The 15,315-nt window shown below is 46.6% G+C and carries 14 protein-coding genes; 4 read left to right on the top strand and 10 right to left on the bottom strand.

Going from position 1 to position 15,315, the window contains the following annotated elements:
• Window positions 1–43 precede the first annotated feature (43 nt).
• The 9 genes from argH to PKOR_RS17810 all read right to left on the bottom strand — a co-directional run bounded on the left by argH (window position 44) and on the right by PKOR_RS17810 (window position 9,476).
• On the bottom strand, window positions 44–1,378 hold the full coding sequence (argH, locus tag PKOR_RS17850; protein ID WP_046312481.1) for an argininosuccinate lyase: 1,335 nt from the start codon (window positions 1,376–1,378) through the stop codon (window positions 44–46).
• Between the two features lie 54 nt (window positions 1,379–1,432).
• Entirely contained in the window at window positions 1,433–2,506 is a 1,074-nt protein-coding gene (locus PKOR_RS17845; RefSeq protein WP_046312480.1) for a M20 family metallo-hydrolase, read from the bottom strand.
• A gap of 16 nt (window positions 2,507–2,522) precedes the next feature.
• A complete protein-coding gene (proC, locus tag PKOR_RS17840) occupies window positions 2,523–3,332 on the bottom strand; it encodes a pyrroline-5-carboxylate reductase (protein ID WP_046312479.1) in 810 nt (269 codons plus the stop codon).
• Between the two features lie 142 nt (window positions 3,333–3,474).
• Window positions 3,475–4,263, bottom strand: coding sequence for an acetylglutamate kinase (argB, locus tag PKOR_RS17835; RefSeq protein WP_046312478.1), 789 nt, complete (start codon window positions 4,261–4,263; stop codon window positions 3,475–3,477).
• A gap of 119 nt (window positions 4,264–4,382) precedes the next feature.
• On the bottom strand, window positions 4,383–5,333 hold the full coding sequence (locus PKOR_RS17830; protein WP_046312477.1) for a Rossmann-fold NAD(P)-binding domain-containing protein: 951 nt from the start codon (window positions 5,331–5,333) through the stop codon (window positions 4,383–4,385).
• Window positions 5,333–6,487 carry an aspartate aminotransferase family protein gene (locus PKOR_RS17825; RefSeq protein WP_046312476.1) on the bottom strand — a complete coding sequence of 385 codons (1,155 nt, stop codon included), beginning with the start codon at window positions 6,485–6,487 and terminating at the stop codon, window positions 5,333–5,335. Before PKOR_RS17825 ends, PKOR_RS17830 begins: the two co-directional genes overlap by 1 nt.
• A gap of 86 nt (window positions 6,488–6,573) precedes the next feature.
• A complete protein-coding gene (gene argC / locus PKOR_RS17820) occupies window positions 6,574–7,578 on the bottom strand; it encodes an N-acetyl-gamma-glutamyl-phosphate reductase (RefSeq protein ID WP_046312475.1) in 1,005 nt (334 codons plus the stop codon).
• Complete coding sequence (locus PKOR_RS17815) at window positions 7,566–8,768, bottom strand: argininosuccinate synthase (RefSeq protein WP_046312474.1); 1,203 nt, start codon at window positions 8,766–8,768, stop codon at window positions 7,566–7,568. The genes argC and PKOR_RS17815 overlap by 13 nt, the downstream gene beginning before the upstream one ends.
• A gap of 27 nt (window positions 8,769–8,795) precedes the next feature.
• A complete protein-coding gene (locus tag PKOR_RS17810) occupies window positions 8,796–9,476 on the bottom strand; it encodes a GNAT family N-acetyltransferase (protein WP_046312473.1) in 681 nt (226 codons plus the stop codon).
• Between the two features lie 571 nt (window positions 9,477–10,047).
• Between PKOR_RS17810 and PKOR_RS17805 the strand changes: the two genes are divergently transcribed.
• Entirely contained in the window at window positions 10,048–10,344 is a 297-nt protein-coding gene (locus PKOR_RS17805; protein ID WP_046312472.1) for a hypothetical protein, read from the top strand.
• A gap of 1 nt (window position 10,345) precedes the next feature.
• On the opposite strand, the gene PKOR_RS17800 is transcribed toward PKOR_RS17805, so the two are convergent.
• Window positions 10,346–11,554 (bottom strand): aspartyl protease family protein, encoded by a 1,209-nt coding sequence (locus tag PKOR_RS17800; RefSeq protein WP_235336713.1) that lies wholly within the window; start codon window positions 11,552–11,554, stop codon window positions 10,346–10,348.
• Window positions 11,555–12,047: 493 nt separating this feature from the next.
• On the opposite strand from PKOR_RS17800, the gene PKOR_RS17795 reads away from it, so the two are divergent.
• From PKOR_RS17795 to PKOR_RS17785, 3 genes are read left to right on the top strand one after another with little or no spacing between them, the layout of a single operon-like run.
• A complete protein-coding gene (locus PKOR_RS17795) occupies window positions 12,048–13,787 on the top strand; it encodes a sodium:solute symporter family protein (protein ID WP_071843164.1) in 1,740 nt (579 codons plus the stop codon).
• Window positions 13,727–14,179 carry a GNAT family N-acetyltransferase gene (locus PKOR_RS17790; RefSeq protein WP_046312471.1) on the top strand — a complete coding sequence of 151 codons (453 nt, stop codon included), beginning with the start codon at window positions 13,727–13,729 and terminating at the stop codon, window positions 14,177–14,179. Before PKOR_RS17795 ends, PKOR_RS17790 begins: the two co-directional genes overlap by 61 nt.
• Before the next feature lies 1 nt (window position 14,180).
• Window positions 14,181–15,251 carry an alanine racemase gene (locus tag PKOR_RS17785; RefSeq protein WP_046312470.1) on the top strand — a complete coding sequence of 357 codons (1,071 nt, stop codon included), beginning with the start codon at window positions 14,181–14,183 and terminating at the stop codon, window positions 15,249–15,251.
• Window positions 15,252–15,315: the final 64 nt, after the last annotated feature.

The raw sequence follows: 15,315 nt of genomic DNA, 5'->3' as shown, positions 1-15,315 counted from the left end.
TACCTTCTAGAGTAGCCTGTATAACCCGCAGGTATAAGTGAGTTTAGGAAGCGGTTAGGTTTTCATAAGCCTGTTGCACACGCTCGAAACGGAAGCTTTGCACCAGGCGCTGCATTTGCTCTGCAACTTTGTCGTTGCATAGGTTGCCAATACTTCCCTCATGGGTATGTGTTGCTTCAGCAGGTGCTTCAAAAGTGCCCGCCTCAATTTTTTCACCTATGGCTTTGTATGCATCCCGGAAAGGCACTCCCTGTAGCACCAGTTCATTTACAGCATCCACACTAAAGAGGTATTTGTACTTCTCCTCCTGCAGTATGTCTTTTCGTACTTGCACCTGCTCTGCCATATAGGTCATCATTTGCAGGCAGCTTTTTAGCTCCTGAAAGGCCGGGAAAAGATTCTCCTTTAATAGCTGCAGATCACGGTGGTAGCCTGATGGCAGGTTGATCAGGAGCATGCTGATGTCTGTTGGCAAAGCCTGGAGCTTATTGCATTTACCGCGTAACAGCTCAAAAACATCCGGATTCTTTTTGTGTGGCATAATGCTGGAGCCTGTAGTCAGCTGGTCGGGCAACGTAATAAAGCCAAAGTTCTGGCTCATGTACAGGCAAAGGTCCATGCTCATACGGGCTACAGTAGCAGCCACGGCCGCTAATGCTGTGGCAACGGTGCGCTCCGTTTTACCTCGACCCATCTGTGCGTAAACTACATTGTAGTTCAAAGCTTCAAAACCTAGCAGGTCGGTGGTCATCTGGCGGTCTAGCGGGAATGAAGAACCGTAGCCAGCAGCAGAGCCTAAAGGGTTTTTGTCTGTGATCTTATAGGCGGCTAAGAGCATCTGAACGTCATCAACCAAGCTCTCGGCATAGGCACCGAACCAGAGACCAAAAGAGGATGGCATGGCCACCTGCAGGTGTGTGTAACCCGGCAGCAGCACATGCTTATACTTTTCGCTCTGTGCCTGCAGCACATTAAACAATGCCTGCACCTCCTGTACTATTTCCTTTAGCTGGTGACGAAAGTATAGCTTCAGGTCTACAAGAACTTGGTCGTTGCGAGAGCGGCCACTGTGAATCTTTTTGCCGGCATCTCCTACCCTTCTAGTTAACTCTAGCTCTACCTGAGAATGGATATCCTCTACACCAGGCTCAATGGTGAATTCACCAGCTTCTATACTTTGGTAGATGTTTTTCAATTCAGCCTGAAGTACCGCTAGCTCGTCTTCAGATAACAGACCAATGCTTTGCAACATCCTGGTATGAGCTAGTGAACCTAGCACATCAAAACGGGCTAACTCCAGATCGAGCTCTGCATCGCGGCCAACAGTAAATTTTTCTATCTCAGCGGCTACAGCCGTGTCTTTTTGCCAAAGTTTCATGCTAATGTTTGGGATGAGTAATTCTGAAAGTATTTATTTCTAGTAGCAGGATTGCTATTTATTGACAAGGACCTGTTCCAGCAACTGAATGTAAAGCTGAATACCTTCTTCGATCTCCCTGAGGTAGATGAACTCGTCAGCCATGTGCGAACGGCCCGAGAAGCCTGGTCCCATCTTAAGCGAAGGTATAGGCAGTAGCGCCTGATCGGAAGTAGTAGGCGAGCCGTAAGTTTGTCGGCCCATGATTATACCTGTCTGCACCAACGGATGCTCCATGGGTATACTCGATGGCCTTAAGCGCATAGAGCGAGGCTTTACCTCCGCCTTCACATGTTGCTGTATTGTCTCCAGCACTTCTTCCATAGTATAAGCATCTGTAAGGCGAACATCAACGGTGAAGGTACAGGAGTCTGGTACTACATTATGTTGTGAGCCTGCCTGCACTATTGTCACACTCATTTTAACAGGCCCCAAGTGCTCTGATACTTCCGGGAAAGTATAGTTCCGGAACCACTCAATATCTGTGAGTGCCTCATAAATAGCATTTATACCTTCCTCGCGGGCAGCATGTCCTGCTTTGCCCTTGGCTGTGCAGTCTAGAACCATCAGTCCTTTCTCTGCAACTGCCAAATGCATTTCTGTTGGCTCACCTACTATGGCTGCCTCCAGGTTTCCTAGCTGAGAGAGTATGACTTCCAGACCATTTTGGCCACTGATTTCTTCCTCAGCAGTTGCTGCCAAAACCAGGTTATACTTTAGGTCTTGCTGGTGGTAGAAGTGCAGAAAGGTAGCAATAAGCGACACCAGGCAACCACCAGCATCGTTACTGCCCAAACCGTATAGCTTGCCATCCTCTACACTCGCTTCAAAGGGGTTGCGGGTATAGCTGGCGTTCGGCTTAACTGTATCGTGGTGCGAATTGAGCAGTAGCGTTGGCAACTGAGGATTATAATTCTGGTTAAAAGCCCAGACGTTATTTAGCTGCCGGTGCACCTCCACCACGCCATGCCTTTTGAGAAACTGCGCTATCAGATCAGCTGTTTTGTCTTCTTCCTTGCTAAAAGAAGGAGTTTGGATCAATGATTTTAGCAGTTCTACAGCCTCACTGTAAAGGTTTCCGTCAGTCATTTCTATTTGATATATCTTAATTATCCTTTTGGTACAGTTGCTCAGCCTTGGTGGACGATGTTTTGATGCCCTTGATCAAAGCTGAACTGAAGCCGTGATGCTCCATCTCATTTAATCCTGCGATGGTACATCCTTTCGGGGAAGTTACTTTGTCTATCTCGTTTTCTGGGTGGCTTTGGAAGTGCAGCAGCAGCGAAGCAGCACCTTTCGCTGTTTGTGCAGCCATGCGAAGTGCATCCGCGGCATGAAAACCAATTTCGGTGCCACCCTGTGTAGCTGCCCTGATAGAGCGTAGAAAAAAGGCAATGCCGCAGGCGCAAAGCGCCGTAGCAGAAGTCATGAGCTCTTCCTCGATCTCAACTGTTTCTCCCACCGCTGCAAATATATCCCGTACCAGCTCCTGGTTCTCCTCTGATGCCTTGCTGCCGGCAATACACGTCATAGACTCTCTGATAGCAATAGCTGTATTAGGCATTGCCCGAACCACCTGAACCTCCTTGCCCAGGCGCTGCTGAATATCAGCAACAGTAACCCCGGTTACTATAGAGATAAGGAGATGCTTCTTTGGGTCTATATTAGCAGCAATAGCATCCAGCACTCCATTTAGCTGCTGGGGCAGGATACTTAGCACCACAATCTCGGCTTCTGCAACGGCTTTAGCATTGTCGCTGCTAACCTGAAACCCTTCCCGAGACAGGTTCTCAAGCGCACGGGTGTTACGGCGGGTAAGTGTTATATCTTTTGCCTGATGCTTACCAGATGCCACCATGCCCTTGGCAAGTGCTACTCCCATGTTTCCACTGCCGATAATTGCTACTTTTCTCATGCCCAAACTTATTTAGCTGGTTTATAATGTCTTTATATTGCTGAGAGAACACCAGATCTGAATAAGATCCAGTAAATCTACTTAAAGCAATATAGCTATTATAATGCAGCTTTTCTCATTGAATGAGAAGTAAATACAGGAACTACGAAAAAGTGATGAGCGTACCAGCGTTGTTACCTTCAACCAACTGCTTAATTGCTGCAGCATCACATATTTGAACAGCCTGCACGCCTTGCTGTAAAGCAGCAAAAGCATTATCAAGTTTTGGCACCATACCTGCGTTCACCACTCCATCCTCTTTAAGAGCCTGATATTTTTCAGCGTTTATGTGTGGAATAACAGAGTCTTCATCTTCGGCATTTTGTAGTACGCCTTTCTTTTCGAAACAGTAGATCAATTGTACGCTGTGATTTTGAGCCAGAGCTGTTGCCAAGACTGAAGCTATTGTATCGGCATTAGTATTGAGCATACTGCCCTGTGTATCATGCGTCAGAGGTGCCACCACAGGCGTAAGCCCTACCTGAAAGAAGGCCTCTAAGGCCTGCACATTGATAGTTTCTGGTCCTTCTACATCACCCGCAAAGCCATAATCAATAGTTCTGACTGGCCGTAAGTGTGCTGGTATTATGTTGGCATCTGCTCCTGTAAGACCAATGGCATTACAGCCCAGTGCCTGTAACTTGGCTACTACCTGTTTATTAACAAGGCCACCATACACCATGGTAACCAGCTCAAGAGTTTCTGCATCGGTTATGCGGCGGCCTTCAACCATTCGAGGGGTAATGCCCAAACGTTGGCCAAAAGCGGAAGCAATTTTGCCCCCGCCATGCACCAACAGTTTTGGCCCGGGCAGCTGCGCAAAATCAACCAAAAAAGCTTGCAGCCGCTCCGGACTATCTAAAATGTTACCTCCTATTTTTACTACAAACATGTTTGTTGACAAGGAAAGGTTTGACAATGGACAAATCTTATAAGACAAAGAACAAGGTTTCTTTCAGCTTGTCCAGGTGAAAAAGAAGACTGGTGCCCGTAAATTCTGTATGATTGTCTCTACTTAGCTTCCAGCATACGTTTTAGCACTGCCTGGGCTGCGTATGTTCTGTTGTTAGCCTGCTCAAGTACCAGCGAGTTTGGTCCGTCCAGTATTTCATCGCTTAGTTCTACATTGCGACGCACCGGTAGGCAGTGCATTACTTTGGCATTGTTACTTACCTGTAGCCTTTCATTAGTCAGCATCCAGCCTTCTCCATCAGTTAAAACCTGCCCATAGTTTGTGTAGCTAGACCAATTCTTCACGTACACAAAATCCGCTCCTTCCAGCGCCTCCTGCTGATTTGTGGTCACAGTAGCACCTGCGGAAAATTCATCTGCCAGTCCATATCCTTCCGGATGTGTGATCACAAAATCGACGTCAGCCTGCCCCATCCACTCGGCAAAAGAATTTGCCACACACTGAGGTATAGGCTTGATATGTGGTGCCCAGCTTAGCACTACTTTGGGGCGCTTACCTTCAACTTTATTTTCCTTGATAGTCAGCAGGTCAGCCAGGCTTTGAAGCGGGTGCCGTGTGGCAGACTCCAGGCTTACGATTGGCTTCTTGCTGTATTGTATAAACTGTTGCAGCAGCTCCTCATTATAATCTTCTTCTCGGTTTTGCAGCTTTGGGAAAGAACGTATACCAATAATGTCACAGTACTCGCCCATTACAGCGGCAGCTTCTTTGATGTGCTCTACTGTACTGCCGTTCATGATAGCCCCCTGCTGTGTCTCCAGTGCCCAACCTTCCTTGTCAAGGTTCATCACTATCACGTTCATGCCCAGGTTCTGACCAGCTTTTTGTGTACTCAGGCGTGTACGAAGGCTCGGGTTCAGGAAAATTAGCCCCAGTGTCTTATTTTCACCAAGGTTTTTATACTTGTATGGATTAGCTTTCAAGTGCAGCGCCTCCTCAACCAATTGGTCAAGGTCGGCAACATCATGCACTGAGGTGTACTTTTTCATTAGATGGATTGCGGTTCTGTTTGGTAAAGGATGGCTTCGAAAGCTTGTAGGAATTTGTCTACTTCGCGTGCGCCGATGCAAAGTGGCGGAAGCAGGCGCAGTGTATTTTTATCTGATGAAGACCCGGTGAATATCTGGTAATCCTGAAGCAACTGCTTGCGTATGCCAGCACAAGGTTTGTCCAACTCAACACCGATCATGAGCCCCTGGCCGCGCACTTCTTTTACTGAAGGCAATTTACGCAGCTCCTTCATCAGGCGCTGACCAATATTGCGGGCGTTTTCCATCAGGTTTTCATCTTTCATCACCTCTAACACTGCCAACGAGGCTACACAAGCAAGGTAATTACCGCCAAAAGTGGTGCCTAGCATGCCATGTTTAGCTTCTATACTAGGATGAACCAGCACACCACCCACAGGGAAACCATTACCCATGCCTTTCGCCATGGTTATCAGGTGTGGTTTAACTTCGGCATGCTGATGGGCGAAGAACTTGCCAGAACGGCCGTAGCCAGACTGTACCTCGTCCAGAATCAGAAGGGCACCTATACGCTCACAACCTGCAGCAAGAGCCTTCAGGAAGGCAGGCTCAGGTATTTGTACGCCACCTACTCCTTGTATACCTTCCACTATAACAGCGGCCACGTCATTGCCATGTTGCTGCAGGGCGTTGGCAAAAGCAGACAAGTCGTTTAGGGGCAGGAAAATGATGTTATCCGTCTTATTTATCGGCGCCTGTATCTTTTCATCGTCCGTGGCAGCTACAGCCGCTGATGTGCGCCCATGGAAAGCGCCTTTGAAAGCAATTACTTTCTTGCGCCCAGTATGGAAAGATGCCAGCTTAAGGGCATTTTCATTGGCCTCGGCGCCAGAGTTACACAGGAACAGGCTATAATCTTCGTAGCCACTTAGCTCACCAAGCTTCTCGGCCAGTTCGTGCTGCAGGGGCATTTGAACCGAGTTGGAGTAAAAGCCGATATCGTATAGCTGGCGCGCAATGCGCTTTACATAATGAGGATGAGAGTGACCTATGGAGATAACGGCATGGCCGCCGTAGAGGTCGAGATAACGCTTGCCCTTGTCGTCCCAAACATAGGATCCCTGTGCACGGACAGGTGTGATATCGAAGAGCGGATAAACATCAAATACGTTCATTTCTGAGATGTATAGTTAGAGATAGGATGTTAAACAATAGATGAAATACTTAACGTACATATCGTTATGAATTAATATTTTATACTTTAAAAGGCAGAAGCTTTCAACCTAAGCCCAGCTTGCTCATCCAGGCCAAACATCAGGTTCATATTCTGTACTGCCTGCCCAGAAGCACCTTTCAGCAGATTATCGATCAGGCTCGTAATTACGAGGTAATCACCCTGCTTCTGTACATGCAGCAGGCATTTATTTGTGTTTACTACCTGCTTCAGGTCTGGTATACTCTTGCTAAGGCTAACAAACGGATGCTCGCTGTAGTAGTTAGTGTACAGTTCTTCTGCCTCTTCCTGGCTTAGGTTGCTCAGAGTATAGCTGGTAGAAAGTATACCCCGGGTAAAGGGCCCGCGATAAGGCACAAAATTTATATTTTGAAGCTCCTGTTGCTGCATACTTTGTAGGGTGCGGCGAATTTCATGCAGGTGCTGATGGCTTAGCACTTTGTAATTAGAGATATTGCCGCTGCGCCAGCTGTAATGTGAGGTTGCGCTTAAGCTCTGCCCGGCACCGGTACTACCGGTGATGCCACTAACATGCACTTCAGCAGTCAGCAGGTTCTGAGCAGCTAATGGAAGTAGTGCCAGCTGAATGGCAGTCGCAAAACAACCTGGGTTGGCAATGTTATGTGCCTCTTTTATAGCTTTGCGCTGCAGTTCTGGCAAACCGTATAAGAACTCTCTCCCACAGCCTGTTACCACAGATTCTTTCAAGCTTTCATTCCAACGGAAATCCTGGCTTAGATCAATGATTTTTATATTTGGCTCCAGTTGCTGTGCTTCCAGAAACTCTTTGGCCGCACCATGCCCCACGCACAGAAACAGTACATCTACATCCTGCTGCAACTCCCCCGTAAACCGAAGCTCGGTATCACCGAGCAGGTCTTTGTGCACCTCGTACACCGGTTTGCCAACCTGGCTGTTACTATGAATGAAAGCAATTTCCACATTCGGGTGGTTAAGAAGCAGGCGCAGTAGCTCGCCTCCGGTATAACCGGCTCCGCCTACTACGCCTGCTTTAATTCTTACTTCGCCCATTCCTCGGTGCTGTTTACGCTGTGATACAATTTGGTTTGGTTTCCGAATATTTTGGCAAAGCCTTTCACATCATCGGAGGTCCAGGCACGGTTCATTTCGCCATAGCTTCCGAACTTGTCGCTCATCAGGTCGTGTGCACTCTCGATGCCCTCTACCTGGAAGCGGTAAGGCGCCAGCAGCACGAACACTTTTCCTGTAACGTTTTGCTGTGTGCTCTCCAGGAATGCTTCCATGTCGCGCATAGTTGGATCCAGCAGTTGTCCTTCGTGCAGCCAGTTACCGTACCAAGCAGATAGTTGATCTTTCCAATACAGCTGCCACTTTGTTAGCACATGCTTTTCTAGAGTGTGGTGCGCCTTGATAATAACCATAGGCGCGGCAGCCTCAAAGCCAACACGACCTTTTATACCAATTATAGTGTCGCCTACGTGGATGTCGCGGCCAATAGCAAAAGGAGCAGCCATTTCCTGCAGGTGCTGAATTGCCTCTACCGGATTAGAAAATGTCTGCTCATTTATACCTTTTAGTTCGCCCTTTTCAAAGTAGAGCGTTACGCGCTCTGGCTCTGTTTTGCTTAACTGGGTTGGGTACGCCTCTTCAGGTAGTGGCAAGTGTGATGTCAGTGTTTCTTTACCACCCACTGATGTTCCCCAGATGCCTTTATTAATAGAATACTGCGCCTTTTGGAAGTCCATTTCCACACCATGCTCTTTCAGATAAGCGATCTCCTTTTCGCGAGACAAGCGCTTGTCTCGAATCGGTGTAATGATTTCTACCTCCGGGATTAGCGCCTGAAACACCATGTCAAAACGCACCTGGTCGTTCCCGGCACCTGTACTACCGTGTGCTACGTAATCAGCACCGATAGTTTTAGCATGGTTAGCAATAGAGATAGCTTGCGTTACGCGCTCGGCACTCACACTTAAGGGGTAAGTATTGTTCTTAAGAATGTTGCCAAACACTAGGTAACGGATGCAGCTATTATAGAAATTATCTGTCTCGTTGAGGTGCGTGTGCTGTTTTACGCCCATAGCATAGGCGCGGCGCTCAATTTCCTGCAGCTCTTCTTCCGAAAAACCGCCAGTATCTACAATGGCTGAATATACTTCCAGGCCAAGTTCCTGAGCCAGGTAAATGGCGCAGTAAGAAGTGTCGAGGCCGCCGCTAAAGGCTAAAACTACTTTTTTCATTTCTTATGATCTTTGCTGATGTTACAGTTATAATTGTGCTGAATTGCCGAAACCCGGTTGTTCTAATCGGTTAGGTTTATTGCGGTGGCGCAACCAGCGTTCATTTACGCTGTACTGCTTAGGCGCAGCCTTTTTCTCTACCACTGGCAATGGCATAAAGTCCTTTTCCTTAGCAGGGTCATAGAGCATAGCGGTGCACAGGCAGTTGCTGCGGTTCTTGCTCTGCAGTATATCAAAGTTTACACAGCTGCGGCATCCTTTCCAGAACTCCTCATCGTCAGTTAGCTCAGAGTAAGTAACTGGCGTATAGCCAAGGCTGGAGTTAATGCGCATCACAGCCAGGGCTGTTGTCAATCCAAATATTTTGGCATCCGGGTACTTAGTACGAGAAAGCTCAAAAATTTTCTTCTTAATTTGACGTGCTAAGCCGCTTTTACGCAATTCGGGCGCTACAATCAAACCTGAGTTTGCCACATACTTGCCGTGGCCCCAGGTTTCAATATAGCAGAAGCCAGCCCATGTGCCGTCTTGGTGCAAAGCTATGACGGCCTTACCCTCCAGCATTTTCTGGGCAATATAATCCGGTGAACGCTTGGCAATGCCAGTACCGCGTGCTTTAGCCGATGACTCCATCTCGTCGCAAATTTGCTGTGCATGGATAATATGTTGCCCTTGGGCAACCGTCACGATGAATTCAGGTTGATCCATTGAAAGATAAAAAGTTCAGCTATGCTTGTGTGGGCACAGCTAAGAATCAGCATGTAAAAATTGACCGGAAGAAAAAATGAATGCAGCAAAAGTGGCTCAGGCTAAAAGCGCGGCCAATAATTTACGGAATTCAATAAGTGGTTTGTGGAATGATAACTACCGCATAGGCAGTTGGTAAAACTGCAGGCTACCGCCTGTAGCGGACCGCAGTTGAGATAGCCCTCAAAACTACCCTTGTAGAAAGGATAGAAAAAGTCGCACACCCTGTAGTTGGAGTGTGTTTTATCACGTCAGATGATAAAAACGCCTTTTTTTTCATTTGCTTGTTTGAAAAGTGGGTCTCTGTTATACCCTTATTTACAATGCAAATGTTTCAGAATAGAATTGATAATTCCAACTCGTACCTTAAACTTCATAATTAATTTATGTGTTTGCGCTGCATAATGCAATAATATACGCGTTTAAATGATCGATAGTGTACATACCGGAGGCTCTCTTCTTAGCTTTTAAGGCAAAAAGAGTAACTTGCAGCTGCTAATCCCTTCAGGTAGGGTTGCAAAGTTATACGCACATGAAAAACCTATCCATCAGAATAATCATCGGTTTACTTTTCTCTGCTGTGGGACTAGTCTCACTATTCATCACACAGGATGCTCTTACTGCTGCCATATGGCTAAGCTTTGGCAACGGGTTAATTCTTTCTGACTTGAGGTTTAGTGAAACAGATGCACAGGGAAATGTATATGCGAAACCAATACCTAAAGCACGTCTCTACACCGCCATATTTCTGATAGTTTTAGCGGTTGTGCTTTTGGGGGTGCAGATTATTTTTGATTTGCAGCGTGCTGGTGGTAGCGCGGCAGTTTAGTTCATATCCGGCTCTGTAGCACAAAGTCTACATCAATTATCTCTTCTTCCCGCTTAAGTCGTAATCGGAGCTTACGACCAGGTTTGCTATCCAGTATGTGCAGCACTTCGGAGAGTTTGAGTTCGTTACAGTTGCGGCCGTTTATGTGCAAGAGCTGGTCTCCGGGTTGAACGCCCACCATTTTTGCCGGCGAGTCCTCTACCACATTCGAGATGATGTAAAAGTTAGCGCCTGGAAGAGGTGTGCTTACTTCAAAACCAGCCATATTGAAGTAGAAGGGTTCCTTGAACCTACGGTTCGGTATCAAAGAGATGCGCTGGTTCGGGTAATCAAAAATCACGGTAAAGCGCTTTAGAATATCTGACCCTATGTTTCCATGTCGCCCTGCCACATTAAGAGCCAGCTTTACAGCCTCAGCATCCGGGTAAGACGCCGTAAGGTTCTCCATCTCATACTTGCCTAACCTGAAACTGGGTAGTCTCCCTATTTTACCGTTTATGTCCCCTCCTAAACCACGGCCCAAGTAAGCGTGCATTACCTTTGGAGGTAGTTTCAAACGCTCGTCTGAGGGCAGGTATAATGACAGACTATTGCTTGCGCCCGTGTCTACGATAAGCTTCACGTTTAGTGAGTCGCCGTTGTGCTGCTTTACAGTTGCATGTAAGTATGGTTTGGCATCTTCTATAATCAAAGGGTATTCTTCCGCACGTTTCTTCTTTTTAACTTTTTGGTCTGGCCTATAAAGTGTTAAGGTTTCTGTACTATAGTTAATCTTTACTATAAAGTTTTTGAAAATATCATATCCAATAATGCCATGCACTGGCATTCCCATCCGCAGTGATAGGTTGAAAATATCCTCCAGTAGCACATATACTGTATGATGATCGCCCTGAATTCCACGCATTCTCATGCTGTTGCCGGTGCTATGGATGGCTTCGAGGCTATGCCCCTGCCCTAGCCCTTTTATCTTGATTCGGTTTGCCTCTTTCAGGTCCAGCGAATCAGAGAAGTATAACTGCGTGATGAGGGTGTTACGGACACCGGAATCGAGGATGAAGTTGAGTGGTTGAGAATTGTTTATCTGTACAGGTATAATAACAAGGTTGTGCACGAGCCGGAACGGCATGGTTATTTTCTTACGGTCAGAAGTAAAGTAAACCGTATCGGAGGATTGGGAGAGCTGCACCTGCGCAACAGTTTCTGTAAGCAAAAGCAAGAGGCAAGCGCAGAGCAGGGACGTATAACCGGCTATCCTCATAGGCAAGTAAGTAACGGGTAAAAATTTTCCTTACATCATACTATAAGTATACGCATATTACCTCTCATGCAGGCTATTTTACACCCTGAAAAAAAAGATGTTGCAACAGATAAAGTAATGCAGCACTTGAGTTACAATTTAATCACTTAATCTGACCTTTTGAATCGACTTTTATATTGGCTTCTAAGCCCTGCATCAATATTTAGCTAAACCTATATTATAATTGAACTCATCTAATAAAGTTAGTGCCTTGGCTGTAACTAAGCACAAAGCTAATGAAGAAGGCAGTTAGCAGCTTTTTGCACAAAAATTATACTTTAGATTCTTCCAATTCTCCCGAAAGCCTAGGTTAACGTGCTTAAACCTTCAATATTCCTTTTTTATTTATTATATTGACGTATAACCCTTAATTGCCCTTAATCTTTAAATTAGACTTTTCTTATAGATGCACTACATAGACCTTTCCATCTTCGTCCTTTATATGCTGGCTATGCTTGGCGTAGGTTTTTATTTCCTGAAAAAGAACGAAGGTGCTGAAGATTATTATGTAGGAGGCCGCTCCATGAGCAGTGGGCATATAGGCTTGTCTGTGGTGGCAACAGATGTGGGTGGAGGTTTCTCAATTGGCCTCGGCGGCCTTGGGTTTGCCATGGGGCTCTCAGGGTCCTGGATGCTTTTTACAGGCCTGCTTGGAGCCTGGTTAGCTGCAGTTTTCCTTATCCCAAAGGTTAAAAGCAATCCTGCTTTTGCTAGTTTCCTTACATTCCCACAAATTTTCGGCTACTACTTTAATGCCAGAGTAGCGCTACTTGCAGGCATAATTTCCGCAATCGGTTATACCGGCTTTACTAGTTCGCAAATCTTGGCTGGTGCCAAACTTGCCAGCGGTACGTTCATAAACCTCGATTTGAACACAGCCCTGCTAATTATGGGGATTATTGCAGTGGTTTACACGGTTATGGGTGGCTTAAAGGCGGTGATCTATACCGATACCGTTCAGTGGGCAATCCTGATGGGCGGTCTTATATTTATTGGCATACCGGTTTCATTTCTGGCTGTGGGTGGGATGGAGAAGCTGAGTTTCTCCCAAATTTTCAATCCTGAATATTTAAGCAACCAGTCCTCCAGAAGTATAGCCGCCATACGCACCACCCTGCCACCAGATTTCCTTAGCCTTACCAACATTACCTGGCAGCAAATGGTAAACTGGGGCATAACCATCATTCCTATATGGTTTGTGGGGATGACGCTGTACCAACGTATTTATGCCTGCCGCGACGAAAAAACGGCTAAGAAAGCCTGGTATATAGCCGGTCTGTTTGAATGGCCTATCATGGCTTTTATGGGCGTTAGTTTGGGTATACTAGCACGTATTGCTGCAGAACAAGGCATGTTTGAAGCACTGGGAGCTGGTGCCGTAGTAGACCCGGAGACGGGGCTACCGATGCTTCTTCGCTCTGTATTACCTGTGGGGTTGATGGGACTGATGCTTTCAGCTTACTTTTCTGCTATACTCTCCACGGCAGACAGCTGCCTGATGGCTTCCTCTGGTAATATTGTAACTGATGTACTAAGCCACTTCTTTAAGTTTGATCAGGACTCTCCTAAAGCTTTGCGTTTGTCGCAGCTTGTAACCTTGCTGGTTGGCGCCTTTGCCCTGTGGCTGGCCACCATGATGACCAACGTGCTCGACCTGATGCTTTACTCCTATGCCTTTATGGTGTCCGGGCTCTTCGTGCCAGTGATAGGTGCGTTGTTCTGGAAGCGCCGTAGTAGTGTTGCAGCATTTTGGGCCATGCTTGTAGGAGGTATCGTAACGGTGGTGCTGCAGGTTTTTACCCTAACTACGCCTGCTCCTGGGTCAGACATTATAAACCTTGCGCAAGCAATACAGCCATATTTCCCTGCGACGGAAAATCAAAGCTGGTTGGCAATGAATGAGTTTGAACTGCGTGAACTGGTAGGAAATACACTTTCTGCCCACAGTATCGTACATATACCCTGGCTTAAGGTAACTTTTGCCCTGCCGTACAACCTGGATCCTAATCTTTTCGGTCTTACGGCTTCCCTAGTGCTTTATATTTCGTTAACATTTTTATATCCTGATAAAACTAAGAAGAAGACATGGCAGAAAACAACGGTGTCAGCTACCACACCTATACCCCAAACCAGCACGAAGAGCTAAACCGCGACGAAGTATTAGACTTCCTTTTTGAGCATCTGGATGAATATGGCGATCAGCGCCAGGACATAGCCAAGTGCATGGATTATGCTTTATCTGATGCGGAAGGTAAAGGCGGTGCTGTGCACGTTGCCCGTGAGAATGGTAAAGTGGTAGGCGCACTGATTCTGAACAACACCGGCATGAGCGGCTATATACCTGAAAATATACTTGTGTATGTGGCTGTGCACGGCAGCACCCGCGGAAAAGGCGTGGGCAAACAGCTGGTGCAAATGGCTATTGATAACTCACAAGGTAGTATAGCCTTGCACGTAGAGCCGCAGAACCCTGCTCGCCACCTTTATGAGAAGGTAGGCTTCACGAACAAGTATTTAGAGTATAGACTAATTAGATAAGATGGCAGTTCTGAAGCTATACCGGCAGAAGCTACAACATAACTACAATCACCTGAACAAGGTGTTTAAGGAGCACGATATTAGCTGGGGCATCGTAACAAAGCTGTTGTGTGGCCATGAGCTATACCTGAAGGAAGTATTGGCGCTAGGCCTAAAAGAAGTGCACGACTCCCGCGTCACAAACCTGAAGACTATCAAGACGATGGCTCCTGATGTACAGACCGTGTACATCAAGCCAGCTCCAAAGAAAAGTATACCAGATATTATCCAGTATGCGGACGTGAGTTTTCAGACAGAGCTGGATATCATCAACATGCTTTCGGAGGAAGCGGTGCGCCAGGACAAGCTGCATAAAATCATCATCATGATCGAAATGGGCGACCTGCGCGAGGGAGTTATGGGCGAAGAGCTGGTTGACTTTTACGAGAAGGTCTTCGAGCTTCCGGGGATCTCTGTCATTGGCTTAGGCGCTAATTTTAACTGTTTGCACGGTGTAATGCCAACCCAAGACAAGCTGATTCAGCTTTGCCTGTACAAGCAGATTATCGAAGCTAAATTTAACCGTGAGATCCCTTGGGTTTCAGGCGGCACATCTGTCACAATCCCGCTTCTCTTCAACCACATACTTCCTAAAGGTGTTAACCATTTCAGGGTTGGCGAGGCATTGTTCTTTGGCCTTAACCTGTTCACCAACGAGACTTTTGAAGGAATGCAAGATGATGTATTCGAGCTGGAGACTGAGATAATTGAGCTAACGGAAAAGCCAATGGTGCCAAGCGGCATATTGGCAGAGAACCCAAGCGGCGAGAGCTTTGAGATTGATGAAAGCCTTTACGGCAAAAAGTCGCACCGTGCTATCATTGACGTAGGTCTGCTAGACATCAATCCGAAATTTTTGATCCCGAAAGACGATAATATCTCAGTAATTGGAGCAAGCTCTGATATGCTTGTAGTGGAGTTGGGAGTGAACAGCGACAATTACAAAGTGGGTGATGTCTTAAGGTTTAACCTGCGCTATATGGGCGCACTAAGTGTGCTCAACTCCCGCTACATCAACAAAGAGGTAGTATAAAAGTCTAGGAGTAATACATATTCAACAGCCACAGTTTCAAGAGGAGCTGTGGCTGTTTTGTTTA

It is taken from the genome of Pontibacter korlensis (assembly GCF_000973725.1).
In the GTDB taxonomy this organism is placed as follows: Bacteria; Bacteroidota; Bacteroidia; order Cytophagales; family Hymenobacteraceae; genus Pontibacter; species Pontibacter korlensis.
The sequence above is the reverse complement of the archived record's forward strand: the minus strand, read 5'-3'. Positions and strand labels throughout refer to the sequence as shown.